The sequence below is a fragment of the Pseudomonas sp. Hz4 genome (assembly GCF_054898165.1).
The window spans coordinates 4,510,164-4,535,408 of the sequence record NZ_CM142719.1; the positions used below are offsets into that span (position 1 = coordinate 4,510,164).

Annotated in this window: 27 protein-coding genes; 18 read left to right on the plus strand and 9 right to left on the minus strand. The window is 59.1% G+C overall.

The window, feature by feature from the left end:
* Positions 1-98: 98 nt before the first annotated feature.
* Positions 99-728 (minus strand): L-threonylcarbamoyladenylate synthase, encoded by a 630-nt coding sequence (locus ACYZTR_RS20575; RefSeq protein ID WP_461973537.1) that lies wholly within the window; start codon positions 726-728, stop codon positions 99-101.
* A gap of 13 nt (positions 729-741) precedes the next feature.
* Positions 742-1,605 carry a PHP domain-containing protein gene (locus ACYZTR_RS20580; protein WP_461973538.1) on the minus strand — a complete coding sequence of 288 codons (864 nt, stop codon included), beginning with the start codon at positions 1,603-1,605 and terminating at the stop codon, positions 742-744.
* 87 nt (positions 1,606-1,692) lie between these two features.
* Here ACYZTR_RS20580 and ACYZTR_RS20585 point away from each other — a divergent pair, with 87 nt between their 5' ends.
* The 6 genes from ACYZTR_RS20585 (at position 1,693) to ACYZTR_RS20610 (ending at position 5,923) form a co-directional block, all read left to right on the plus strand.
* Positions 1,693-2,289, plus strand: a complete 597-nt coding sequence (locus tag ACYZTR_RS20585; protein WP_461973539.1) for a septation protein A — start codon at positions 1,693-1,695, stop codon at positions 2,287-2,289.
* A 1-nt stretch (position 2,290) separates the two neighbouring features.
* Positions 2,291-2,590 (plus strand): YciI family protein, encoded by a 300-nt coding sequence (locus ACYZTR_RS20590; protein ID WP_008156126.1) that lies wholly within the window; start codon positions 2,291-2,293, stop codon positions 2,588-2,590.
* A 269-nt stretch (positions 2,591-2,859) separates the two neighbouring features.
* Positions 2,860-3,273: a translation initiation factor 2 gene (locus tag ACYZTR_RS20595; RefSeq protein ID WP_461973540.1), complete on the plus strand. Its 414-nt coding sequence runs from the start codon at positions 2,860-2,862 to the stop codon at positions 3,271-3,273.
* 7 nt (positions 3,274-3,280) lie between these two features.
* The gene (locus tag ACYZTR_RS20600; protein ID WP_282380720.1) at positions 3,281-3,958 is read left to right on the plus strand and encodes a response regulator transcription factor; all 678 of its coding nucleotides are present in this window, start codon (positions 3,281-3,283) and stop codon (positions 3,956-3,958) included.
* A 125-nt stretch (positions 3,959-4,083) separates the two neighbouring features.
* Positions 4,084-4,521 (plus strand): Spy/CpxP family protein refolding chaperone, encoded by a 438-nt coding sequence (locus ACYZTR_RS20605; protein ID WP_461973541.1) that lies wholly within the window; start codon positions 4,084-4,086, stop codon positions 4,519-4,521.
* 67 nt (positions 4,522-4,588) lie between these two features.
* Entirely contained in the window at positions 4,589-5,923 is a 1,335-nt protein-coding gene (locus tag ACYZTR_RS20610) for a sensor histidine kinase (RefSeq protein ID WP_461973542.1), read from the plus strand.
* 112 nt (positions 5,924-6,035) lie between these two features.
* Here the strand turns inward: ACYZTR_RS20610 and ACYZTR_RS20615 are convergent, their stop codons facing one another.
* On the minus strand, positions 6,036-6,599 hold the full coding sequence (locus ACYZTR_RS20615) for an NAD(P)H nitroreductase (protein ID WP_461973543.1): 564 nt from the start codon (positions 6,597-6,599) through the stop codon (positions 6,036-6,038).
* Between the two features lie 239 nt (positions 6,600-6,838).
* Here ACYZTR_RS20615 and ACYZTR_RS20620 point away from each other — a divergent pair, with 239 nt between their 5' ends.
* Complete coding sequence (locus ACYZTR_RS20620) at positions 6,839-8,293, plus strand: TrkH family potassium uptake protein (RefSeq protein ID WP_461973544.1); 1,455 nt, start codon at positions 6,839-6,841, stop codon at positions 8,291-8,293.
* Here the strand turns inward: ACYZTR_RS20620 and ACYZTR_RS20625 are convergent.
* Positions 8,250-9,311 (minus strand): AraC family transcriptional regulator, encoded by a 1,062-nt coding sequence (locus ACYZTR_RS20625; protein WP_461973545.1) that lies wholly within the window; start codon positions 9,309-9,311, stop codon positions 8,250-8,252. The two genes, ACYZTR_RS20620 and ACYZTR_RS20625, sit on opposite strands and share 44 nt — an antisense overlap.
* A 160-nt stretch (positions 9,312-9,471) precedes the next feature.
* Between ACYZTR_RS20625 and ACYZTR_RS20630 the strand changes: the two genes are divergently transcribed.
* Together ACYZTR_RS20630 and ACYZTR_RS20635 are read left to right on the plus strand one after the other, a co-directional pair.
* Positions 9,472-9,783, plus strand: coding sequence for an Mpo1-like protein (locus ACYZTR_RS20630; RefSeq protein WP_461973546.1), 312 nt, complete (start codon positions 9,472-9,474; stop codon positions 9,781-9,783).
* A 43-nt stretch (positions 9,784-9,826) separates the two neighbouring features.
* Positions 9,827-10,417 (plus strand): HD domain-containing protein, encoded by a 591-nt coding sequence (locus tag ACYZTR_RS20635; protein ID WP_461973547.1) that lies wholly within the window; start codon positions 9,827-9,829, stop codon positions 10,415-10,417.
* Positions 10,418-10,452: 35 nt separating this feature from the next.
* Here ACYZTR_RS20635 and ACYZTR_RS20640 read toward each other — a convergent pair whose 3' ends face one another.
* Positions 10,453-11,268: a UDP-2,3-diacylglucosamine diphosphatase gene (locus ACYZTR_RS20640; RefSeq protein WP_309677549.1), complete on the minus strand. Its 816-nt coding sequence runs from the start codon at positions 11,266-11,268 to the stop codon at positions 10,453-10,455.
* 136 nt (positions 11,269-11,404) lie between these two features.
* On the opposite strand from ACYZTR_RS20640, the gene ACYZTR_RS20645 reads away from it, so the two are divergent.
* Together ACYZTR_RS20645 and ACYZTR_RS20650 are read left to right on the plus strand one after the other, a co-directional pair.
* A complete protein-coding gene (locus ACYZTR_RS20645; RefSeq protein ID WP_461973548.1) occupies positions 11,405-12,169 on the plus strand; it encodes a helix-turn-helix transcriptional regulator in 765 nt (254 codons plus the stop codon).
* Between the two features lie 95 nt (positions 12,170-12,264).
* Positions 12,265-13,158, plus strand: coding sequence for a DMT family transporter (locus tag ACYZTR_RS20650; protein ID WP_461973549.1), 894 nt, complete (start codon positions 12,265-12,267; stop codon positions 13,156-13,158).
* On the opposite strand, the gene ACYZTR_RS20655 is transcribed toward ACYZTR_RS20650, so the two are convergent.
* The 4 genes from ACYZTR_RS20655 to recQ all read right to left on the minus strand — a co-directional run bounded on the left by ACYZTR_RS20655 (position 13,152) and on the right by recQ (position 18,056).
* A complete protein-coding gene (locus tag ACYZTR_RS20655; RefSeq protein WP_033055915.1) occupies positions 13,152-13,439 on the minus strand; it encodes an Rdx family protein in 288 nt (95 codons plus the stop codon). The genes ACYZTR_RS20650 and ACYZTR_RS20655 overlap by 7 nt on opposite strands.
* A 32-nt stretch (positions 13,440-13,471) precedes the next feature.
* Positions 13,472-15,247, minus strand: a complete 1,776-nt coding sequence (locus ACYZTR_RS20660) for a FimV/HubP family polar landmark protein (protein WP_461973550.1) — start codon at positions 15,245-15,247, stop codon at positions 13,472-13,474.
* A 128-nt stretch (positions 15,248-15,375) separates the two neighbouring features.
* Entirely contained in the window at positions 15,376-15,810 is a 435-nt protein-coding gene (locus ACYZTR_RS20665; RefSeq protein ID WP_461973551.1) for a MarR family transcriptional regulator, read from the minus strand.
* A gap of 119 nt (positions 15,811-15,929) precedes the next feature.
* Positions 15,930-18,056, minus strand: coding sequence for a DNA helicase RecQ (recQ, locus tag ACYZTR_RS20670; RefSeq protein WP_461973552.1), 2,127 nt, complete (start codon positions 18,054-18,056; stop codon positions 15,930-15,932).
* Between the two features lie 274 nt (positions 18,057-18,330).
* Here recQ and ACYZTR_RS20675 point away from each other — a divergent pair, with 274 nt between their 5' ends.
* The 7 genes from ACYZTR_RS20675 (at position 18,331) to ACYZTR_RS20705 (ending at position 25,097) form a co-directional block, all read left to right on the plus strand.
* Positions 18,331-18,918, plus strand: coding sequence for a UPF0149 family protein (locus ACYZTR_RS20675; RefSeq protein WP_461973553.1), 588 nt, complete (start codon positions 18,331-18,333; stop codon positions 18,916-18,918).
* 10 nt (positions 18,919-18,928) lie between these two features.
* Complete coding sequence (locus ACYZTR_RS20680; protein WP_282380752.1) at positions 18,929-19,324, plus strand: YbaN family protein; 396 nt, start codon at positions 18,929-18,931, stop codon at positions 19,322-19,324.
* A 114-nt stretch (positions 19,325-19,438) separates the two neighbouring features.
* The gene (lapG, locus tag ACYZTR_RS20685; RefSeq protein ID WP_461973554.1) at positions 19,439-20,146 is read left to right on the plus strand and encodes a cysteine protease LapG; all 708 of its coding nucleotides are present in this window, start codon (positions 19,439-19,441) and stop codon (positions 20,144-20,146) included.
* Between the two features lie 21 nt (positions 20,147-20,167).
* Positions 20,168-22,108: a cyclic di-GMP receptor LapD gene (gene lapD / locus ACYZTR_RS20690; RefSeq protein ID WP_461973555.1), complete on the plus strand. Its 1,941-nt coding sequence runs from the start codon at positions 20,168-20,170 to the stop codon at positions 22,106-22,108.
* A 125-nt stretch (positions 22,109-22,233) separates the two neighbouring features.
* Positions 22,234-23,634 carry an AAA family ATPase gene (locus ACYZTR_RS20695; protein WP_461973556.1) on the plus strand — a complete coding sequence of 467 codons (1,401 nt, stop codon included), beginning with the start codon at positions 22,234-22,236 and terminating at the stop codon, positions 23,632-23,634.
* A 93-nt stretch (positions 23,635-23,727) separates the two neighbouring features.
* Positions 23,728-24,306, plus strand: a complete 579-nt coding sequence (gene ptuB / locus ACYZTR_RS20700) for a retron Ec78 anti-phage system effector HNH endonuclease PtuB (protein ID WP_461979820.1) — start codon at positions 23,728-23,730, stop codon at positions 24,304-24,306.
* A 428-nt stretch (positions 24,307-24,734) separates the two neighbouring features.
* Entirely contained in the window at positions 24,735-25,097 is a 363-nt protein-coding gene (locus ACYZTR_RS20705; RefSeq protein WP_461973557.1) for a DUF6124 family protein, read from the plus strand.
* The last annotated feature ends 148 nt before the right edge of the window (positions 25,098-25,245 follow it).

Genomic DNA, 25,245 nt, shown 5'->3' on the forward strand with positions numbered 1-25,245 from the left:
AGCGGCATTTCCATGACCGCCTGGCCATAGACCATGGCGAAGGGCAGCTCTTGCTGGGCTCCGGCCTGACTGTCGACAACGGGTTCTACTGCAGACATCTACGCCTCGGCCATGAACGGCGTAGGGTCGCCGCAACCGACGCGGATCACTTCTGGCTCGCCGTCGGCGAGGTTGATTACGGTGGACGCCTTGATCCCGCCGAAACCGCCGTCGATGATCAGTTCGACCTGATGCTCAAGCAATTGACGCATTTCGTAAGGATCGGACATCGGATCGGTGTCGCCAGGCATGATCAGCGTCACGCTCATCAGCGGTTCGCCGAGTTCCTCCAGCAGCGCCAGGGCAATCGGATGGCTCGGCACGCGCAGGCCGATGGTGCGTTTTTTCGGGTGCAACAACAGCCGCGGGACTTCGCGGGTGGCGTTGAGAATGAAGGTGTATGGCCCCGGCAGGTGAGCTTTAAGCAGGCGGAAGGTGCCGGTGTCGATCTTGGCAAACAGCCCCAGTTGCGACAGGTCGCTGCAAATCAGCGCGAAGTTGTGCTTTTCGTCCAGCTGTCTCAACCGGCGCACGCGCTCCACGGCATTCTTGTCGCCGATCTGGCAACCAATGGCGTAGGACGAGTCCGTGGGATAAATCACCACCCCGCCGTTGCGGATGATCTCGACAGCTTGTTTTATCAGGCGCGCTTGCGGGTTTTCCGGATGAATCTGGAAAAATTGACTCACATTCTCTACCTGTTCAGACGGCGGCAATAATTGGGTCATGTTTGAATCGACACCACAGTGGTGGCAGATCCTCCGGGAGCGGGCGGTATTCGCCGATCTCGGACCAGCCTCCAGGGCCATGAAAGTCACTGCCGGCGCTGACCAGCAGACCGAATTCACGGGCAAGAATCGCCAGGCTGCCCACTTGCTCGGCGGGCTGATGGCCATTGACCACTTCGATAGCGTGGCCCCCTGCTTGAATATAGTCGGCAATCAACCGGCGACGTTTACTGCGAGTGAAATCGTAATGCCAGGGATGCGCCAGGCTGACCCAGGCTTTCGCGGCTCTCAGGGTTTCGACCGTGTCTTCCAGGGTCGGCCAGTGTTGCTTGACGTCCCCCAGCTTGCCGGCGCCCAGCCATTTGCGGAACGCCTCGGCGCGATCCTTGACGAAACCTTCACGCACCATCCAGTCGGCGAAATGCGGACGGGCCGGCGCGTTGCCGCTGTCACCCAGCTCCTTTTGGATGGCCCGGGCACCTTCCAACGCTCCAGGCATGCCTTTCAACGCCAGCTTGCGGCTTATTTCTTCGGACCGGAGCCAGCGGCCGTCGTGCAATTTTGCGATTGCCTCGACCAACGGTGCGGCATTTACATCAAATCCGTAGCCCAGTACATGGATGGTCGCGCCGCCCCAGGTGCACGACAATTCGACGCCATTGACCAGTTGCATCCCCAACGCAGTCGCCGCGCTGCGGGCCTCGTCGAGGCCCTCAAGGGTGTCGTGATCGGTCAAGGCCAGGACTCGCACGCCTTTTTCGAAGGCACGCGCAACCAGAACTGCAGGCGCGAGAGCGCCGTCGGAGGCCGTGCTATGGCAGTGCAAATCAACATTCACGGGGATGTGTTACCTCAAATCAGCTGGCGCTATCGCGCGCCCATATGTTTGTTATTATGCCGCCACATCCTGCTTCTGGCTGCCACTGTGAAACAATTCATCGATTTCATCCCGCTTCTGCTGTTTTTCATCGTCTTCAAACTCGATCCACGGGTCGTCGACATCGCCGGCCATCAACTGACTGTAGGCGGTATTTACAGCGCCACCGCGATGCTGATCATCAGTTCGCTGGTGGTCTACGGCACGCTCTTCATCAAGCAGCGCAAGCTGGAGAAGAGCCAGTGGCTGACCCTCATCGCCTGCCTGGTCTTCGGCAGCCTGACCCTGGCGTTCCACAGCGAAACCTTCCTGAAGTGGAAAGCTCCGGTGGTGAACTGGCTGTTCGCCCTGGCTTTCATTGGCAGCCACTTTGTGGGTGACAACCTGCTGATCAAACGCATCATGGGCCACGCGCTGACCCTGCCGGATCAGGTCTGGACCCGCCTGAACATCGCCTGGATCGGGTTTTTCCTGTTCTGCGGTGCCGCCAACCTGTTCGTCGCGTTCACCTTCCAGAACTACTGGGTCGACTTCAAGGTGTTCGGCAGCCTGGGCATGACGCTGCTGTTCCTGGTCGCCCAGGGCATCTACCTGTCCCGCCACCTGCATGACACCGATACCACAACGCCTAAAACCGAGGACTGACATGCTTTACGCAATCATTGCCACAGACGTCGCCAACTCCCTGGAAGCCCGCCTGGCCGCACGCCCTGCACACCTTGAGCGCCTGCAAGTGCTCAAAGGCGAAGGTCGCATCGTTCTGGCCGGACCACACCCGGCGGTCGACAGCAATGATCCGGGTGCTGCGGGTTTCACCGGCAGCCTGATCGTCGCCGAATTCGATTCTTTGAGCGCCGCCCAAGCCTGGGCCGACGCTGATCCGTATATCGCCGCAGGCGTCTACGCCAACGTTTCGGTCAAGCCGTTCAAGCAAGTCCTGCCATAGTGTCTTGTCTCGCAAGTACTGTTCCTTTTTTGACGGTGTCTGTTGCCGTCATGCTGCGTTGCCGCTCCTCGCCATAGCGGGCTATGACTCGTCGCGGCGCCTTGCCTGACAACAACAGCCACTCGCCAAAAAGAGGAACGTACTTGTGAGACAAGACACTAATCCCCTGGCGCGGTGAACCTGATCGGTTCATCGCGCTCTCAACGCTCATTATTCTCGTTTACCGGCCGACAACCTGCCCAATACTCGTATTGGAATCAGGAGTCGCGATGCGCAAAGGTCCGTTGTGTCTGATGTTGGTGACGTTGTCGATCATGGCCCCCGCCCACGGTGAAGAAGGCGCTGCAGGCGGTAGTTCGACGCCGCTGTCCTTGAGCGCCGGCAGCCAGATCACCGATTTGCAGCAACGCTTGAAGGTAAGCGAGCAGCAACGAGAAGAACTGAGCAAACAACTGCAGAATGTCGATGGCGAACGCGAAAGCGTTCAACTGAGCCGGTTGCGCCAGGAGAACCAGCGTCTGAAGCTGCAACTCAAGGAAGCCCAGGCCAGCAGCCCGCTGCCGCGCTTGCTGACTGATCAGCAGCAGTGGTTCGTCATCGGGGCCGGAGTAGCGCTATTGGCGCTGCTCTGCGGTATCTTCGCCAGTGGTGCCACCAGAAAACGTAGGCAATGGCTAAATTGAGTGAGTCATGAGCGAGCTGTTATTAATTGATGATGACCAGGAGCTGTGTGAGCTCCTGAGCAGTTGGCTGAGCCAGGAAGGCTTCCAGGTCCGCGCCTGCCACGACGGTCAGAGTGCCCGTCGCGCACTGGCTGAAACATCGCCGGCAGCCGTGGTACTGGACGTGATGCTGCCGGACGGCAGCGGCCTGGAGTTGCTCAAGCAATTGCGCAACGACCATCCGGACTTGCCGGTGCTGATGCTCTCGGCCCGCGGCGAGCCGCTGGACCGCATCCTCGGCCTGGAACTCGGCGCCGACGATTACCTGGCCAAACCGTGCGACCCACGGGAACTGACAGCCCGCCTGCGCGCCGTATTGCGCCGCAGTCATCCGACGGCGGTGTCCAGCCAGATGGAACTGGGCGACCTGTGTTTCAGTCCGGTGCGTGGCGTCGTCAGCATCGATGAACAGGAATTTACCCTCACCGTTTCCGAAAGCCGTTTGCTCGAAGCCCTGCTCAAGCAACCCGGCGAACCGCTGGACAAACAGGAACTCGCGCAAATCGCCCTCGGCCGCAAGCTGACGCTGTACGACCGCAGCCTGGACATGCACGTCAGCAACCTGCGCAAAAAGATCGGCCCGCACCCCGACGGCCGCCCTCGCATCGTGGCCCTGCGCAGCCGTGGTTACTACTACAGCCTGTAAGTTTTGTCAGGTCGGCAAGAGATCGACTTTACCCAAGCTTTACGCTCCGCTGACCGCCGCTGACCTTGATCTCCGTAATCTGCACACATCCGGAACGTACCGGGAACGAGACAAGGAGATTCACCATGCGCAAGACTCTTATCGCTCTGATGTTCGCTGCCGCCCTGCCAACCGTTGCCATGGCCATGCCTGAAGGTGCCGGCCCGATGGACGGCTCACGCCATGGCGGTCAGATGCACGGCATGCACGGCAAAGGCCCGTACAGCCAGCTGGACCTGAGCCGCGAACAGCGCGAGCAGATCCGCAAGATCATGGGCGAGCAGATGCATGAGCGTAAGCATGTGGTCGACAAGTACCTGGAAAAACTTTCGCCAGCCGACCAGAAAGCCATGAAAGATGAAATGGCGGCCAACCACAAGAAAGCTGAAGCCGACGTGCGGGCCTTGCTGAAACCGGATCAACAGAAGCAATTCGACGAGATCCAGAAGAAAAAGGCCGAGCGTCGCGCCGAATGGGCCGAGTTCAAGGCCTGGAAAGCGCAACAACCGCAAAAAGCGCAATAATGTTTTAGCGACACTCTCCAGCCCAACGGTTAATCGCCGTTGGGCTTTCTTTGTTTGAGGATTTTCTGTGCGCTCATTGTTCTGGCGTATTCTGGCCAGCTTCTGGCTGGCTATCGCTCTGGTTGCAGGGCTCTCCATTCTGCTCGGGCACATGCTCAACCAGGACGCGTGGATTCTCAGTCGCCACCCGGGCCTCAACACCCTCGCCGAACAGTGGACGCAAACCTACGAGTCGCAGGGTGAAGAAGCGGCCCAGGACATTCTGGAACAGCGCAAGCGCGAGCATCACATCGACGTTCAAGTACTCAACGAGAGCGGCGATCCGGTGGTGCGCGGCACCTTCCCACGTCGTGCGGCAGCCTTCGAAGCGCGGCAGAACAACGACGACCGTCGCCTGCCATGGCGTCGTCTGACCGATGAATACACCAGCGCAAAAACCGGCGACACCTACCTGCTGATCTACCGCATTCGGCACCCGGAGCTGGACGCGTGGCACCGCGAAAGCCTGCTATGGCCGTTGAGTGCGCTGGGTATCGCGCTGGTGGTGCTGACCTTGTTCAGCTTGTTGGTGACGTTGTCCATTACTCGCCCACTCAACCGTTTGCGCGGCGCGGTGCATGATCTGGGGCAAACCACTTACCAGCAAAACAGCTTGGTAAAACTGGCCAACCGGCGCGATGAGTTCGGCGTGCTGGCCAACGACTTCAACCGCATGGGCGCGCGCCTGCAAAGTTTGATCGGCAGTCAGCGGCAGTTGCTGCGGGATGTGTCCCACGAATTGCGCTCCCCCCTCGCCCGGCTGCGCATTGCGCTGGCACTGGCCGAGCGGGCCAACCCTGAAGAACGAGAAAAACTCTGGCCGCGCCTTACCCGTGAGTGCGACAGACTGGAAGCGTTGATCAGCGAAATCCTGGTACTGGCACGGGTCGATGCCGACAACGCCAGCGCCGAAGAAGTTGATCTCAATGCGCTGCTCTACACCCTGCAGAAGGATGCTCAATTGAGCTCACCCGAGCAGAACGTGCGCCTTGAGGCCGAGCCGCAGCTGAATCTCAAAGGCTGGCCGACGATGATCGAGCGCGCCGTGGACAACTTGCTGCGCAATGCTCAGCGGTTCAACCCGCAGGGGCAATCCATTGAAATGCAGGCGGTGCGTCAGGGTGAGCGGATTGTGGTCAGTGTGCGTGACCATGGGCCGGGTGTAGAGGCTGCACATTTGAACCAGTTGGGTGAGCCGTTCTATCGGGCGCCTGGGCAGACGGCGGCAGGGCATGGTTTGGGACTGGCTATTGCGCGTCGGGCTGCGGAGCGGCATGGCGGTAGTCTGGTGCTGGCCAATCACCCGGAGGGTGGATTCATCGCCAGCCTTGAATTGCCGTTGGTGCCGGGAGTCGCCTCTTAGATGATCATTCCCACGCTCTGCGTGGGAATGCAGCCCGGGACGCTCTGCGTCCCAGTGGAACGCGGAGCGTCCCTTGAGGCATTCCTTTGCTGCGCGTGGGAACGATCCTTACTTACCTACCGGGCCAGGCGCTGACGAATTCAGTGAGGTCTACCTTCTCCGCCACCCGCGGTTCCTTCTGCGGCGTACCCAGATAAAGAAACGCAATCACCTCTTCCCCTTCCGCCAAACCCAACCCTTTGGCCACAAGCGCCGAATATGCCAGCTCTCCCGTGCGCCACACCGCGCCAATCCCTTGCGCATAAGCCGCCAGCAAAATCCCGTGAGCCGCGCAGCCCGCCGCCAGCAGTTGTTCGGACTTCGGATATTTGACGTGATCCTGCAACCGCGCGATCACCACAACCACCAGCGGCGCACGTAGCGGGCCATTACGCGCCTTGTCCAATGCGGCATCGGACACCTCACTGTCTTGCAGCTTCGCCGCGTCGGCCAGCAACTCGCCCATTTGCTCACGCGCCGCGCCTTCGACTGTCAGGAAGCGCCAAGGCTGCAAGTGACCATGGTCTGGCGCTCGCATCGCGGCGGCAAACAGCACTTTGCGTTGTTCTGCGGTCGGTGCTGGTTCCAGCAATCGTGGAACGGAAACACGGTTGAGCAAAGCGTCGAGAGCCTGCATCGGCCACCTCCTGAAAAAAATGTGAAGCTATTCTAAAGCCTGCCATCAATTATTGCCTGCGCCGCGTTGTCGCCTGGAAGCGGGTCAGGCAAGACGCAGTCCGCCGGTAATGGTCGTTCCCTTGCCAAGGACTGCAACGCAGCCTGGCCCGCTTCCAGGCACAACCCGAAGGGCCGGTTTACATAGCGGGCCCCGCAGGTAGAATGGCGCCCTTCCCTATTTCAGCCCGAGCGGACTTCATGGCGTTGCCGACCTTACGGATTATTGGTTTCATCATCGGCATCTTCCTGATCACGCTGGCCATCGCCATGGTCGTGCCCATGGCCACGCTGGTGATTTTCGACCGCACCAGCGACCTGCCGTCGTTCCTCTGGGCGAGCATGATTACCTTTGTCGCCGGCCTCGCGCTGGTCATCCCCGGTCGCCCCGAACACATACACCTGCGTCCGCGAGACATGTACCTGCTGACCGTCAGTAGTTGGGTGGTGGTGTGCATCTTCGCTGCGCTGCCGTTCCTGCTGACCCAGCGCATCAGCTACACCGACTCGTTCTTCGAAAGCATGTCCGGCATCACCGCCACCGGGGCGACGGTGCTCACGGGCCTGGACACCATGTCCCCCGGCATCCTGATGTGGCGCTCGTTGTTGCACTGGATCGGCGGCATCGGCTTTATCGGCATGGCGGTAGCGATTCTGCCACTGCTGCGCATCGGTGGCATGCGGCTGTTTCAGACCGAGTCGTCGGACCGTTCCGAAAAAGTCATGCCCCGTTCGCACATGGTGGCGCGTTTGATCGTTGCGGCCTACGTCGGCATCACCATTTTCGGTAGCCTGGCGCTCTGGTGGGCCGGTATGAGCCCGTTCGATGCGATCAACCACGCGATGTCGGCGATTTCCACCGGCGGTTTTTCAACGTCCGATCAGTCTCTGGCCAAGTGGACGCAGCCGGCGGTGCATTGGGTGGCGATCGTCATCATGATCCTCGGCAGTTTGCCGTTCACCCTGTATGTAGCGACTTTGCGCGGTAACCGCAGGGCCCTTATCAAGGATCAGCAGGTTCAAGGTTTGCTTGGCATGCTACTGGTGACCTGGCTGGTGCTCGGCACCTGGTATTGGTGGACCACCCAGCTGCATTGGCTGGAGGCCCTGCGGCATGTGGCGCTGAACGTGACCTCGGTGGTAACTACCACAGGATTTGCGCTGGGGGACTACAGCCTCTGGGGCAATTTCTCGCTGATGCTGTTCTTCTATCTGGGTTTTGTCGGCGGCTGTTCGGGCTCGACCGCTGGCGGGATCAAGATTTTCCGCTTCCAGGTCGCCTACATTCTGCTCAAGGCCAACCTTAACCAATTGATTCACCCGCGCGCGGTGATCAAACAGAAGTACAACGGTCACCGCCTCGACGAAGAGATCGTGCGTTCGATTCTGACCTTTACGTTCTTCTTCGCCATCACCATCTGTGTGATCGCGCTGCTGCTGTCGCTGCTCGGCGTGGACTGGATGACCGCCCTTACCGGCGCGGCCAGCACAGTGTCCGGCGTCGGTCCCGGACTGGGCGAGACCATTGGCCCGGCGGGTAACTTCGCCACCCTGCCGGACGCCGCCAAGTGGATTCTCTCGTTCGGCATGCTGCTGGGCCGACTCGAGATCATTACGGTGTTTGTTCTGTGTATTCCGGCGTTCTGGCGTCACTGACGGGCGCCGGCGCGTTTAGCAGCCGCATCCGGTACTCGCCGGGGGTGGCATCGAACCAGCGGCGGAAAGCACGGAAGAAGTTGCTCGGATCGGCGAACCCCAGCAGGTAGGCAATTTCCAGCAGGGTCATGGTCGGCTGCGCCAGGTATTGCTCGGCCAGTTCACGTCGAGTGTCGTCGAGCAACGTCTGAAAACTCGTGCCTTCTTCCTGCAAGCGTCGCTGCAAGGTACGTTGCGACAGGTGCAGCGTCTGCGCCACGGTATCGCGTTTGGGTTCGCCTTGGGGCAGCAAACGGCACAGCACCTGTCGCGCCTTGTGGGTCACGCGACTCTCGGAAAACCGCGCCAGGTATTCACCGGCAAACCGGTCATGCAACAGCGCCATCGCCTCATTGGCGGTAGGCAGCGGTGCCTCCATGTCAGCGCGCTCGAAGATCAAGGCGTCATAAGGCGCGTTGAACACCAAAGGTGCATGAAAGGCTTGTTTGTAGGGTTCGAGATCGACGGGTTGATCGCCCTGCAGCAGCACCTTGCGCGGTTGCAGAGTGCGCCCGGTCAACCAGCCGCACAGCGCCAGGGCACAGGCCAGTGACGCTTCGGCGCTCTGCCGGGTCGGTGGCAAGTGGTCGCCGTGGACCGTCAGAATCAGCGCATAACCCTCCTCCAATAACCGGAAGCTCAGGTCGGCACTTTCCGCAATAATCCGCTGATAGCGCACCAGGCGCTGAAAGCCTTCGGCCAGGGTCTGGCTGGACATCAAGGCGTAGCCTGCCACATGAAAGGAAGCCGGTCGCACCACCTTGCCCATGTTCAGGCCAATCGCCGGGTTGCCGGACAGCTCAACCGCGCGCTGCCACAGTCGTGTCATGGAATCTTGCGGGAAGCGCGCATCCGGATCATCCAGTGCCGCGTAGTCGAGCCCCAGCTGCTTGAACAGCACCCGGCAATCCAGGCCGTCCATCTCCAGTGCTTTGACAATCCCCATCGCCCAGCTTGCAGAAGTCGTTCGTTCGCTCATGTCGTCCACTTACATGATGAGCCGCATGCTACGGCCAATTTCCGAAGGATACTAAAGTGGCGCCTATTGTCACTGGCTGATGCCAATGATCACTCTAGACTCAAATAAGCTACCCGCAGAACAACTTGCAGTCAGAACAATAACCACAGAGATCGCAGTCGTGGAAAACGTCAAACGTTTCAACAGCTTCGCTGAGTTCTACCCGTATTACCTCGGCGAACACAGCAACAGTACCTGCCGACGATTGCACTTTATCGGCACGACGCTGGTTATTTTCATTCTGGCCCTCACCATCGGCAACGGCGCCTGGCTGCTGCTGTTGGCGCTACCGCTGGCGGGTTACAGCTTCGCCTGGGCGGGACATTTCTTCTTCGAGAAGAATCGTCCTGCGACCTTTCAACATCCGTTTTACAGCCTGCTGGGCGATTTCGTCATGTACCGAGACATGATTCTGGGTCGCGTGCCGTTCTAGGCGCGGCCGCTATTTAGAGAGATAAGCAAAGAGAGATCAGCCGATGAATGCCAACGCCCGTTTCACCCACATGCAGGACGGCACACAGGAAGACTGGGCGATCATCGCTGCGGACTTCAGTGCCTACGCCCGACAATTACCGACACGGATTGTGGCGCACCTGAAATTACTGGAGGGTGATTTTGGCGGTTTTCCAGTGGATCGTCTGACCCATTCCCTGCAAACCGCCAGCCGTGCCTGGCGCGATGGCCGCGATGAAGAATATGTGGTCTGCGCGCTGCTTCACGACATTGGCGACACCCTGGGTTCTTACAACCACCCGGACATCGCCGCAGCGATCCTCAAGCCGTTCGTCAGCGCCGAGAACCTGTGGATGGTCGAGCAACACGGGATTTTCCAGGGATACTATTTCTTCCATCATTTGGGCATGGACCGGCATCTGCGCGAGCAATTCAGCGGCCATCCGCAGTATCAGGCGACCATTGAGTTCTGTGCCAAATATGACGCCGCGGCGTTTGATCCCGCGTATGACCCGCTGCCGCTGAGCTTCTTCGAACCGATGATGGATCGGTTGTTTGCGCAGCCGAAGAATTCGATCTACAAGGCCGCGATGGAGGAAAATGCGCCAGGCTGATAATTCCAGCGGGACCGGCTCAAACACCCAAAATGTTAGGCCGGCTCTGCGATTTTAATGGCTTTCAACTCCGCCTCCCGCGCCTGGGCATCAGCCAATCGATACAATTCGATCGACCCGTCCCAATGCTCGATCAGCGCTGTGCACGACTCCACCCAATCCCCGCAATTGAGATAATCCACCCCGCCGACCTTGCGAATCTCGGCATGGTGAATGTGCCCGCACACCACGCCGTGCAACTCGCGTTTGACGCATTCGTGAGCGATAGCTTCTTCGAAATCGCTGATGAAGCTGACCGCGGTTTTGACCTTGTGCTTGAGGTAGGCAGACAACGACCAGTAACCGTAGCCATAACGGGCGCGCCAATGGTTGAGCCAGCGGTTGAGAGTCAGAGTGAATTCGTAGGCTGAGTCGCCGAGAAAGGCCAGCCAGCGGTGATACCGCGTGATCACGTCGAACTGGTCGCCATGAATGACCAGCAGATGGCGGCCATCGGCGGTCACGTGCACGGCTTCATCCACCAATTGGATATTGCCCAGAATCAGCTTCGAATAGCGGCGCAGGAATTCGTCGTGGTTGCCGGTGACGTAGATCACCTCGGTGCCGCGCTTGCTCATGGTCAGCAAGCGGCGGATCACATTCGTGTGCGCCTGAGGCCAGTACATGCCGCCGCGCAGCTTCCAGCCGTCGATGATGTCGCCGACCAGGTAAATCTTGTCCGCGTGGTAGCCCTTGAGAAACTTCGACAAGTGTTCGGCCTGGCAATCCCGGGTGCCCAGATGCACGTCGGAAATCCACAAGGTCCGCACACGTTGCTTACGACTGGGTTTGGCGAGCTCGGCGCTGGTCATGGGCAACCCTCTGCAAAAGTTTTTGCAACTTTGCGCCGGTCGGGTTAATTGCCCATGACAGTGGCGAGTCAGTCCTGTGACAGCGCCCCACGATGGCCCTCGGTGTAGACTGCTGGCCAAGCCCTGGAGACCTGCGATGAGACCGATCCTCACGCTACGCCACTACACTCATGACCTGATCGTCCACAGCCACGACCACGCGCAGCTGGTGTTCGGGCTGTCGGGTGCGCTGGATTTCGAGGTCGACGGGCGTGGCAGTCAGGTGGTTCAGCAGAGTTTCGTGGTGGTGCCGTCCGGTTCCCATCACGCCTGCGGTAGCGTCAATGGCAGCCGTTGCCTGGTGCTGGATGTGCCCAGCGACCCATGGGTTTCTCAGTCCCTTGGTGATCACGCGGAGGCCAGCCGTCGTTTGCTCGACAACGCCGGTCGCCTGCCGCTGGATGCCGGGCAAAGCCAATTGGTCAGTTGGTTGGCGGGCAGTCAGGTCAGCGATCCACTGATCGCGCAACAGGGCGCAGTGTTGTTGCTGGCCAGCCTCAACAACACCAAACCCGAGGTCGTCGGCGGTCGGCGCCTGCCTTATGCAGCGCTGAATGCACACATCGATCAGTACGCAGCCTATCCACTTCAAGTCTCCGATCTGGCGCGCATCGCCGGTCTGTCCAACGCTCGATTGCATGCGCGGTTCGTTGCTGAATGCGGGCAGACGCCGATGGATTACATCCGCAGTCGACGTTTGCACATGGCCATGGGCTTGTTGCGAGATTCGGCGCTGCCGATCGGCGAGATTGCCAGTCGGGTCGGTTACAGTTCGCAGAGTGCCTTCGCGGCCACGGTGTTGCGGGAGTTCGGTGCCTCCCCCGGCAAATTGCGGCGCGAGGTTGGCGACAAAAGGCAATAGTTTACCGACAGACACAACAGGGGTTATCACGGTTCAATGCAGGCGCTGCCGAAGGCTGCTCCTACCTCTCTGTTCGCTTGTTGTTAAGGATTGCAATGACTCCCCGCACCGCCCTTGGCGCCCTGCATATCGGCGCACTGATGTTCGGCTTGACCGGTGTGTTCGGCAAACTGGCTGCTGCCTCCCCCGCCATTATTGTTTTTGGTCGTGCCGCGTTCGCGGTGCTGGCGTTAGCCGTTTTTGCGCGGTTCGCCAGCAATACCCGTTGGCAGAAACTCGAGGCGGTGGACTGGCGCCGACTGTTGCTCAGCGGTTTGCTGCTGGCCGGGCACTGGGTGAGTTTTTTCATTGCGGTGAAGGTTGCAGGCGTGGCAATCGCGACGTTGGGTTTCGCCAGCTTCCCGGCGTTTACCGTAATCCTTGAAGGGTTGATCTTCCGCGAGCGAATTCGCGCCAACGAAATCCTGCTGGTGGTGCTGGTCAGTGTCGGGCTGGTGCTGGTCACCCCTGATTTCGACCTGGCCAGCGGCGCCACCATTGGTCTGCTGTGGGCGGTGGGCTCAGGTTTGCTGTTCTCTCTGCTATCACTGACCAACCGCGCCAGCTCCGGGCGAATCCCGGCGGTGCAGGCTGCCCTGTGTCAGAACGTGGTAGTCGCGTTATGCCTGCTGCCCGTGGCGGCACCGCAGTTGAGCGCAGTGAGCGCCATCGACTGGCTGTGGATCGGTTTGCTCGGGGTGTTCTGCACCGGCGTCGCTCACAGTCTGTTTGTCGCCAGCCTGGCAGTGATCAAGGCGCGGACTGCGGCAGTGGTTTTCGCCCTGGAGCCGGTTTACGGCATCACCGTGGCCTGGCTGCTGTTTGATGAAAACCCGACACTGCGCATGCTGATCGGTGGCGCGTTGATCCTCGTGGCGATCGTGGTTTCCAGCCGACTCTCGGGCGGCTCAAGCAAGAAAACCGTTGCGGCAGAAGCCGCCTCTCACTGAGTGCGGTCGTTGTGCCCCAGGTCGCGGTCCGGATCAATTTGATCGCGGACCCGCTGCTTCAGCACTTTAGCCTCCGGGAAACCGCCATCAGCCTTGCGCTCCCAGATCTGCACATCGTCACAGAAAATGTGAAACACCCCACCGGTGCCAGGCACCAGCGACACTTTGCCGAGGTCGTCACCAAAGGTGCTGAGCAGTTCCTGGGCCAGCCAGGCAGCACGCAACAGCCACTGGCATTGCGTGCAATAAGTGATGATGATTTCCGGTTTGCGTGCAGTCATGATCGGCGAAACTCCTGAGCCAGAGGTCGCCGCTATGATAGCCCGGCGAGCAGGTTCCGCGCTGTCTGCTTAAGCGGCTCGTTACCTTCCTTGAGCAACTCGTTGAGCAATTCGATGGCACTGTCCAGATCGCCGTCATCAATGCAGGTCTGGGCTTGTTCCAGTTTGCCGGCGCTGCTCGGCTCGGCCGGTTCCAGGTTCAACGGTTCCAACACCAGCGACTGGCCGGGATCGCTGAACTCGTTGAGAAAGGTGTCATCCAGAGACTGCGAGTCAGGCTCGGCGACCCATTCAAGTTCGGGCTCTTCCAGCGTCGAGTCGTCAGGCATTTCAAATACCTCGGGCAAGACGTGCAGGTTCGAGATGAACGGCGGCTCGACCGGCGCGGATTCGCTCGATGGCTTCGCGGCAGACGGCGAGTGTTCAAAAGGACTGATCAGGTCCCAACTCGAATCCATCGACAGGTCATCCAGGTTCAACTGGAACTCATCGTTGGGCACTGTTTGAGGTATTGAAGGCTTGGGGGGAGTGATTGGCGCTGCGACGGCCAACGGTACCGCACTGCTCAGTTTCGGGTGTTGGGCACGAATAGTCTGAAGTTTTTGCAGGTCGTATCCGGCGTCACGCAGGTTGTTTTCCTGTGCTTCGTAGGCGGGTACGTCACCCTGTTTACCCAGGACTTCCAACAACTGTACGGCCAGATCCGTGCGTTGTGGCTCCTTGATCAGCGCTTCGCGCAACAAACCGGCCGCTTCGGAAAAACGGCCATAGGCCAGATAGATACCCACCCCTTCGAGCACATCGCCTGCGGGCGTCTCTTCACCCGATTCGGTTGCTGGTTGCACGACCGGTTCTGCAGCGCGATTGAGCACCACCTCATGCAGTAATGGCAAAATAGGTAAAACGTCGGGCAATGCCTGAACCTGTTGTCGTTGGCGACGAACGAACAGCCCCAGCAAAACCATAGCTACCAGCGCCAGCAACCCTAAGATCAACAACCAGTGAGTAGGCTCAGGCTCTTCAACCGTGGGCGGCGCCGGAGCCACCACAACGGGCGCAACCGGCTCCACCGACGCTTGTTTGATTTCCGCCAATTGGGTTTGCAGTTCAGTCACCTGTTTTTTCTGGCCGGCGACCTGCTCCTCCTGAGCTTGAAGTTTCGCATTCAACCCATCGATGGTTGCTTGAAGCTGCTGGTTTTGCAGCACGCTGGCCGCCAGTTGTTCCGTAATCGGGTCACTCACAGGCGTGGCAGGAGGTTGATCGACGCGAGGGACTGGCGGCTTTTTGCCCTTCGCCGCAGGTGGCTGCGCAACGGCCGGCTCAACCGTCGGGAATCCAGAGGACTGAACGTCGGTGACCGGTTCGTCAGTGACGGGAACAATCCCCGGTGAACCCGGCGGATCGATCAGCACCGTGTACTCGCGCAGCACGCGCCCGTTGGGCTGATTGAGCTGTACCAGGAAATTCAGGAAGGGTTCATTGACTGGCTTGTTGGAGCTCACCCGGATCAGGCTGCGGTTACCGCGCAAGATCGGTGTGAATTTCAGATTGTTGAGGAAGAACACCCGATCGACACCGGCGCGGCTGAATTCATCCGGCGTTGCCAGACTGACCGAGAGCTCGCCCTCCTCCAGACCTGCGGCATCCACCAGGGCGATGTCGGCGCGCAACGGCTGATTCAGCGCCGAATGCAGGGTGATATCACCCAGGCCCAACGCGGGCGCCAATGCCGAGTAAGTGACAGCACCACCGACCAGAAACAGCCTGGCGCAACACCGCAAAACCACGTGCCAACTCTCGAGCATGAGCATCCCTTAGATAACCATAACCATCTTGTACGCGTTCGCACATCCGGTACGAACACGATATTGCCAAGTAGTTCTTTATAGTCTGCCCAACGGGGTATCTCAAAAGTCTGGCGCGCGGTTATGCCTCAAGATTTTTCCAGGTTGGCCAGAATATGCCCGTGGACACGCATGCAAACCTTCAAGTCCGCCTCATCGACGCCTTCGAACAACTCGTGGCGCAGTTGGGTGGCAATGGTTTCAATTTGTTCGATCAAGGGACGCGCCGGAGCACAGAGGACGATTTTCTTGGCCCGGCGGTCTTCCAGCACCGATTGACGTTGCACCAGTCCCTGGTTTTCGAGGCTGTCGAGCAGTCGCGCCAACGTCGGCCCTTCAACGCCGACGCTTTGCGCCAGTTCACGTTGAGTCGGGGCATCCTCGAAACGCGCCAGGTGCAGCAGCACCAGCCAGCGCGCCTGGGACAGACCCAGGCCAGCCAGACGGCGGTCCAGTTCGGCACGCCAGCCGCGCGACATCTGGGCCAGCTGCATGCCAAAGCGGTGTTGGTCGGTTAACGGCATAAAACACTCATGATTAGACTGAAATAGAGAAAAACTAATTATTAGTCAGCTAAGCATGGCCATTGGCTTGAGGCAAGGCTTGCTCTGTAGTGAATCGTTACATCACCGTAACAGGTCACTTAAACTTCAAATTCTGATTGCAGCGCCGCTCGAACACAGTACAAAACACCTTCCGGCACTCTCCCTGCGAACAGTGCCGCAATCTCCGACACGGGCGGCAACTCGCCCTCGCCGTCGAGGAACGCGTCCTGGACTTCGCCCATCAACTCTTCGGGCAGATCCAGCGCTTGCTCCAGCGACAACTGTTGCTTGCCAATCGCTTCGGCGAGCAGGGTGTAGACATTTTTTTCCGAGCATTGCAGCTGGCCGGCGATTTGCAACGGCGTCATGCCCGCTCGGGCCAGGGTGATCAGTTCGTGGCGCAAGTCGGCCACCACTTTCGGCGCCTCGACCTGCCCACCGAGGACTCCAAGGAAGGCCTCGCCATAACGCTCCAGTTTGCGCGCGCCAACACCACTGACCGTGGCCATTTCCGACAACGAGGTCGGCTGGCTGCGAAGCATTTCCAGCAGCGTCGAATCGGGAAAGATGACGTACGGCGGCACGCCATGCTCTTCGGCGAGCTTGCGACGCAAGGCGCGCAAGGCTTCCCACTGTTCGCGTTCTTCGCCGCGAACCAGTTGGCTCGCCTGGCTCTTGCTGCTTTTGGCAGTGGTTTGCGGCTTGAGGTCGCGGCGCAGTTCCAGGGTCACTTCACCCTTGAGCAATGGCCGACAGGTATCACTCAGACGCAGGCCGCCGTAACCTTCGAGGTCGATGTCCGCCAGACCTCGGGCAACAAGCTGTCGGAACAAGGAGCGCCACTCGCTCTCCCCCATCGCCTTGCCGACACCGTAAACCGACAGATGCTGATGGCCGAAGCTGCGGACCTTTTCGTTGTCCTTGCCCAGCAACACGTCCACCAGATGCCCGACGCCGTAGCGCTGGCCGGTGCGGTAGATCGCCGAGAGCGCCTGACGGGCCGGCTCGGTGGCGTCCCAGGTCTGCACGCCATCGACGCAATTGTCGCAGTGGCCGCAGGGCTCGGGCATGTCTTCATCGAAGTAGGCGAGCAGCGTTTGACGACGGCAACGGGTTTCTTCACAGAGCGAGAGCATGGCGTCGAGTTTGTGCTGTTCCAGTCGCTTGTGGCGCTCGTCGCCCTCGGAGTTCTGCAACATCTGCTTGAGCATCACCACGTCTTGCAGGCCGTAAGCCATCCAGGCGTCCGCCGGCAAACCGTCACGGCCGCCGCGACCGGTTTCCTGGTAGTAAGCCTCAAGGGATTTTGGCAAGTCGAGGTGAGCGACAAAGCGCACGTTGGGCTTGTCGATGCCCATGCCGAACGCCACGGTGGCGACCATGATCAGGCCTTCCTCGTTGAGGAAGCGCTTCTGGTGGTGAGCCCGGGTATCGTTGGGCAGACCCGCGTGGTACGGCAGCGCCGGGAAGCCTTGTTCGCTGAGGAACACCGCGACTTCGTCGACTTTCTTGCGCGACAGGCAATAGACGATACCGGCATCACTGCGCCGTTCGGCGAGGAACGCCAGCAATTGCTTGCGTGGCTGCTCTTTGGGCACGATGCGATAGAAGATGTTGGGGCGGTCGAAACTCGACAGGAAACGCTCCGCATCCTGAAGATGAAGGCGGTCGACGATTTCTTCCCGGGTGCGCTTGTCGGCGGTCGCGGTCAGGGCGATACGCGGAACGTTGGGGAACAATTCCGCCAACTGGCCCAGTTGCAGGTATTCGCGGCGGAAGTCGTGGCCCCATTGGGACACACAGTGGGCTTCGTCGATGGCGAACAGGGAGATTTCAAGGCTTTGCAGGAAAGCCAGCATCCGTGGCTGAACCAGACGCTCAGGCGCGAGATAAAGCATTTTCACTTCACCGCGCTTGATCCGCGTGGCCAGATCACGTTGCTGCTCGGCGCTGAGCGTAGAGTTCAATGCAGCGGCGGCGACACCCAGCTCTTCGAGGGTGGCGACCTGGTCGTCCATCAGGGCGATCAACGGCGACACCACCACCGCCAGGCCTTCGCGCAACAGCGCCGGCACCTGGAAGCACAAGGACTTGCCGCCACCGGTAGGCATCAGCACCAGGGCGTCGCCGCCACTGGCCACGCGCTCAATGATTGCACCCTGACGGCCACGGAAACTGTCGTAGCCGAAGATGTCCTTGAGGACGCGTTGAGCCTGTTCGAGCATAGAAACTCCAAAAATCACAAAAACATCCCTGCAAGGCTGGTTCAGAACCACGAAGGCTGCGCCGACAAATCGTAAGTGCGCATTGCATGACGCTTCACATTTCAGCCGCGACGCCGGCAGGGCATCACAAAACGCGCGAGTATACCCGACCCCTGTCCGGCAAAGGGCGCCGCTGATAAGAGGCCTGTGGGCGCAAATATGCCGCGCGGCTGGCCTGAGTGCTCAAGAAGGCCTAGAATTCGCGCATCTGTTTAATTCCCAAGGTAGCCCTTTAATGTCCTTCGCTGAGCAATTAACCCGCCTGCAAGTCTTCCTCGACGCCGACGAACTGCATGACGAGGCGCTGGACTACGTGGCCGCCCACGGCTACCTCACTGCGCTGTCGATCTGTTCCGAAACCGTTCCCGACCGAGAATGGATCGACGCCCTCTTCGCCGAAGAGCCGCATTACGCCGACGACACCGAGCGTGAAGCGATTGAATCCACCCTGCTGCTGCTCAAGGCTCACATCGCCCGCCAATTGGCTGCCGATGAAGAATTCGAGCTGCCATGCGACCTGGACCTGGGCGAGGAGCCGGACGATTCCGACCTGCGCGGCTGGTGCATCGGTTTCATGGAAGGCGTGTTCCTGCGCGAAGCGGCCTGGTTCGAAACCGCCGAAGACGAAGTCAGCGAAATGCTGTTGCCGATCATGGTCGGTTCGGGTCTGTTCGACGAACAGCCCGAGTTCGAAGACATCGCCAAAGACGCCAACCTGATGGACGACATGATCGTGCAGATCCCGGAAGCCCTGACCGCGCTGTACCTGCTGTGCAACGCACCTGACGAAAAACCGGCGATCCTCAAGCCTCGTCACCACTAAGGTTTTGCCTATGGACAACCCCATAGGCAACCGCTCCCTGATGTTGCGTTACGTGCTGCTGGCCATCGGCTGGCTGAGCGTAGCGCTGGGGGTGATCGGGATTTTCCTGCCGGTGTTGCCCACCACGCCCTTCCTGCTGCTGGCGGCCGCTTGCTTCGCCCGCAGTTCTCCACGCTTCTATCATTGGCTGGTTGAGCATCCACGGCTTGGGCCGTGGGTTCGCGATTACCTGAGTGGCAACGGCATCCCGCTTAAAGGCAAGGTCTACGCCATCGGGCTGATGTGGGCGAGCATCCTGCTCTCCTGCTATTTGGTGCCCCTGCCTTGGGCGCGGGGTTTCATGCTCACCAGCGCCGTTTTGGTGACCGTCTACATCCTCAAACAGAAAACCCTGCAAAAGCCCTGAGCCCTGATCGTTCACTCCGCGTGGGAACGATCATGCCGCCTCGGTCCGACGATCAACCCTACCTTTCAAAAAACACCGCCTAGACTTCAGGCATCTGCACCCGAGCAGCCAGACATGTCCCGCAGTCCGCGTAGTCCTGGAGGGTCAACGCTCCGACTTCGGCTCGGCGGATGGCTGTTGCTGATCACTTTTCTATTGGCCGGGCTGGGCAGTGTCTGGGCCAACTGGGATTTTGCGCAGATTCTGCAAACCGCAGAAAAACGCTACGGCACCCTCGACCCGGAACGGGGACGGATCAAGGCCTGGGGTCAGATGCTGCAAAGCGAAGTCAATGCCCCCGAGCGCGAGCAACTGAACGCGGTCAATCGTTTCTTCAATCAGCAACTGAGCTTTCTGGACGACACCCGCATCTGGCGTGAGACCGATTACTGGGCCACGCCCGTCGAATCCCTGATCAAGGGTGCCGCTGACTGCGAGGACTACGCCCTGGCGAAATATTTCAGCCTGCGCCACCTCGGGATTCCCAGCGAAAAACTGCGCATCACCTACGTCAAAGCCCTGACCCAGAACCAGGCACACATGGTGCTGACGTTCTACAACAGCCCCACGGCCGATCCGCTGGTGCTGGATAACTTGATCGGCGAAATCCGCCCCGCCTCCCAACGCAAAGACCTGCTGCCGGTGTACGCCTTCAACGCCGAAGGCCTGTACTTGCCGGGAGCCAATGGCAGTAAACGCAGCAGCGACTCGAAAAACCTGTCGCGCTGGCAGGACGTATTGAAAAAGATGCAGGCCGAAGGGTTCGCCGTCGGCGACGGCTAGCCATCCTAGCAAGGAGCGTTTATGTCACTGCGCAAACAGTTGTTTCTCGCCATTTGCCTGTTCTTGCTAGTGGCCTTCAGTGGCAGTTTTTTTGTCAGCCTGGAAAGCTCTCGCGACCAGATGCTCGGCCAGTTGCGCTCCCATGCCCAGGACGCCGCCACGGCGCTGGGCCTGTCGCTCACCGCACAGATCGACGACCCGGCGATGACCGAACTGATGGTCAGTTCGATTTTCGACAGCGGCTATTTCAGCAGCATCCGAGTCATCAACATCGAGAATGAGCAGGTGCTGGTGGAGCGCAGCGTATCGGCGAAAATCGAGGGCGTTCCCACCTGGTTTGTCAGTTTGGTCAACCTGCACCCACCCGGTGGCGAAGCGCTGGTCATGCGTGGCTGGGTGCAGGCGGCACGGGTCGAAGTGCTGAGCAACCCGAAATTCGCCCTGGCCAAACTCTGGGACAGCACCCTCGGCAGCCTGATCTGGCTGCTGATTTGCGGACTGCTCAGCGCCGTGTGTGGTGGCTGGTTATTGCGGCGGCAATTTCGTCCACTCGACACCATGGTCAAACAGGCCGAAGCCATCAGCAAACGCGAGTTCCTCAGTCTGCCAAAACTGCCGCACACACCGGAGTTGAAACGCGTGGTACTGGCCATGAACCAGATGGTCGAGAAGCTCAAAGCGCTGTTCGCCGAAGAGGTCGCGCGCAGTGAAAAGCTGCGGGCCGAATCCTATCAGGACAGCCTGACAGGCCTGGCCAATCGACGCTTGCTGGATGAGCAACTGGACGACCAACTGCTGGTCTCCGAGCAGAGCAGCAACGGCCATTTGCTGATACTGCGGATCAACGACCTGGTCGGACTGAACCAGCGTCTGGGCGGCCAGCGCACTGACGCGTTGATCAGCACCGTCGGTGAACTGCTCAAGCGTCTGACCCAACTTGCGGAGCGTCGCACCTGGCTGGCAGCACGTAATCGCGGTGGCGAGTTCAGCCTGTTGACACCGGGCCTCGACGCCAAGGACGCGGCACGCCTGGCTTCCGAAATCAGCGCCACCCTGGAAAACCTGCGCTTGACCGGCGCCAGCGATTGCACGCCGGTGGCGCACTTGGGGATCGTTGCGTTCCAACCCGGTGAGCCCGCCAGTGACGTGCTGATGCGACTGGATCAGGTGTTGACCCAAGCCCAGCGACATCCCGAGCGCCCGTGGGTCCACTTGGCCTATTCCAACACCGCGCCGGACCCGTATCAAAACGACTGGCAAACCTGGATCGACGACGCCTTGAACCAAGGCAAGATGCAGTTGTATTTCCAACCCGTCGTGCAATGCGCCGACACCAGCCAAGTGTTACATCACAAAGTCCTCGCGCGCCTGCTCGATCCACAGGGCGAGGCGATAGCTGCCGGGCATTTCCTGCCGTGGATCGAACGCCTCGGCTGGTCGGCACGGTTCGACCTGGCGATACTCGAAGCCACCCTCGACTACCTCGTCATCAATCGTTGGCCCCTGGCGTTAAGCCTGTCCGGCAGCACCCTGCGCGACCCGGCGCAGCTGCAACACATCCTCCACATGCTCGAATCACTGCCCGAACTCGCGTCCCTGCTGATTCTGGAAATCGACGAACGCGAATTGCCCCCTCAGGAAGAACTGCAACGCCTGAGCCATAGCTTGCTCAACACCGGTTACCGCATTGGTTTGCAACATTTTGGTGGCAGCTTTAGTCAGATCGGCAATCTGACTCAACTGGGGCTGGCTTACTTGAAAATCGACGGCGCGTACATCCGTCACATTGATGAGCAGAGTGATAAAAAGCTGTTCATCGAGGCGATTTTTCGGGCGACCAACAGCATTGATTTGCCGTTGATTGCGGAGATGGTCGAGACCAAAGGGGAACTGGAGGTGATCCGGGAGTTGGGGTTGTTTGGGGTGATGGGAGGATTGATCGGGCCGCCGGAGCCGATGTAGTTTTGCAACGCCCCATGTCCATGGTGTTCACCTGTTTTCATTCACAGTAGAATCCACGCCCTATATGTTCCCCGGAAACATCACCTCTGCCGCAGCCTGGCATCGGTCCGCATGGAGGAAGGTCTGTGAAACTGATCAGGCTGGAGCTGGAAAACTATCGCTGCTTCCCCACACTCACTCTCGAGATCGATGCACAACTGACCTTGTTGGTTGCACGAAATGGCCAGGGCAAAACCAGCCTACTGGATGCTATTAAGGTTGCATTGTGGCCCTATGTCCGCGGCTTTGACCTTGGCAGCGCTACCAATGACCTTACGGGGATACATCCTGATGACGTTTTTCTGCGTCCAGTCAAAGCGCATCAGATGGAACCTTCACTGCCCGCTAGCCTTACCGCCCATGCTCTTTTTCAAGGCGAAGAATGGCATTGGACACGTCGCAGGGAAAGTATCCGCAAAGCAACGAAAACGCGTGAGGATATCTATGCCAGCAAACTGGAAGGCAGAGCTCAAGTACTTGAAGCTGAGATCTTTCATGGTGTTTCCCGAGATCATTTGGAATCGTTCGATTTACCCGTTCTGGCTTACTACGGCACCGGCCGACTCTGGAGCCATAAAAAACTGACAGCCGCGTTTGAAAAAGCCGAAAACGCTGAGTTTTCGAGAACCTATGGCTATCGCGACTGCCTTGACCCGGCCTCCAGCTATAAACACTTTGCCAAATGGTACACACGAATTTTCCGCAGCTATCGTGAAGAACAAATTCGTAATCTTGAGCGTGGAAAGCTCAGCATTGACGTGAAGGACGAGTTCGCACATCCGGTTCTAGCGGTGCAGAACGCGGTGAATGCTGTCCTGGCAACTCAAACAGGATGGCGAGATCTGGCCTATAGCAGTGAGTTCGCCGATCTGGTGCTTGAGCATCCAGTTCACGGAGCATTGAAGGTCAGCCAGCTTAGCCACGGGATTCGCAACATTGTCGCCCTGGCTGCCGATATCGCGTACCGCTGCGTCAAACTCAACCCTCATTTGGGCATCCTCGCCCCTCGAAAAAGTACTGGGGTTGTGTTGATTGACGAGGTCGACATGCACCTTCACCCCGCGTGGCAGCAAACCGTCATACCGGATCTGCTCGGGGCTTTCCCGTGTATCCAGTTCATTGTGACAACACACAGTCCTCAAGTAATCACGTCGGTGCCAGCGCACTGTATTCGCGTTCTGCAAACCGTAACCGACGAGACTGGGCGACGGGTCACAGTGAGCAATGTGGATCAACAAACTCAGGGCGTCGCCAGCTCGCAAGTGCTCGCTTACGTCATGGATGTCGACCCGACGCCCGACAATGAGCCTGCTCAAAAACTGAGCGAGTACATGGCGCTTATCCAGCAGGACCTGCATGAGTCAACAGAGGGCCTGGCACTCCGAGAGTACCTTGATGAACATTTCGACACTCAACATCCCAGCATGCTCAACTGCCACAGGCTGATCAGACTGGAAACGTTCAAACGTAAACAGCTGACAAAATAGTAAGAAAAGGGAATCGGGCACATGCGAAAGCTTGTTCGGGGTGAAGGAGCGCACTGCCTTACCCGCTACTGACATGGATTACACAGGTGGTCGCTGGAGTCGCCGACGCCACCGGAGCGTGAGCAGATCTGGGAGCATTTGCGAGCCATGCAAGATACTCGTTGCGCCTACTGCGAAGCCGATATCAGCAAACACACCAATGCGCAAATCGAACACTTTCGACAGCGAGAAAGATACCGCCAAGGTACTTTCGATTGGAGCAATCTGTTCGGCTCATGTAAACGGGAAGAATCGTGTGGGAATTTCAAGGACCGATGCCGCCCCTATGATCACACCGTCCTGATAAAGCCCGATGAAGACAACCCTGACGACTATTTCATTTTCGTCAGCGACGGCACCATTGCACCACGTGCAAATCTGGATGTCCGGTTACGCCACAGAGCAGTCGAAACCTTGCGCATCTTCAATCTGGATGCTGAAAATGGTGCCCTTCGTGAAATGAGGCGTGAAGCTGTCCGCGGCAGCCTGGATACAGCCGAAGCACTTCAACAGCTGTTTCTGGAGAACCCGGATAGCGAAGACTTTCAGCAGTTTCTTAAAGAAGAAATCCTGGAAACCGCCCAACTGCCCTTTGCGACGGCGATTCGCCATACGTTATCGGTGTGCCTTTGACGGGATGCGAAATGGGTGCGAAATAAAGACGAATTTATTTATCCGTCCCTGTCTTACCCAAGTTTTGAGTGAACAATAAAACTGCGATGTTTAATCGACACCTTCAGATACTCACTCAGGCTACACAGCCTTGCGCCATTGCCTACGGTTACGCCAGAATCCGTCGGTTTGTGCACCTTGGGGCTGCTCGGTAACTTGATTCCCGTCACTGCCCATCAGTGATCGGGTTTAGCAGCCTGGGGTTATAAGTAAGGTGCACAAGCTCTTGTCAGTCGGGCATTCCCATGCCTGCACTTGATGGTGGCTGTGCGCAGGGCGCCTTCGGGCGCGCCGGCGTTGCTAGCTTCCCCGGTCTGCTAACCTGCGTACAGCTGCCTCCCTCTCGTTTAGCAGCAGGAGGGTTGGCACCCAATCAGAGAAGCCGGCTTATGTTCAAAGTTCCGCCCAATCCACCGGAAACCGACGACGTTTCCCCCTACGATTCCCTCGACTCCAAAAAACTCCACGAAGCCGCCCACCGCGCCCTCGATCACTACCTCGACCTGGCCGCCCACATCAAAGCCACCCCGCGCACACCCGGCACTATGTTCACCGTCAATCCGGAGCTCGATACCGAAACCCTGCTGGCCCACGCTTGCGAGTCGCTGGCCTCGGCCAATGTCATGACCATGGACCTGGCGGATCAAATGGAGGGGCCGAGTCGCAATTCCCTGTTGGGTATTGCGCAAATCATCATGCTGGGGGAGCTGGCGGTGAATCGGGCGCTGGACAACATCGATCCGCAGGACTAGCGAGGGACTTGTGACGAGGGTGCTTGCTCCCTCGCCACAAAGGTTTGGTCAGCGGCACCGCGTGCGCAGAGTCTGGGGCCGCTTCGCTACCCAGCGGGAGCAAGCTCCCTCGCCACAGGGATCGCGGTTCATCAGATGAACCGCGTTA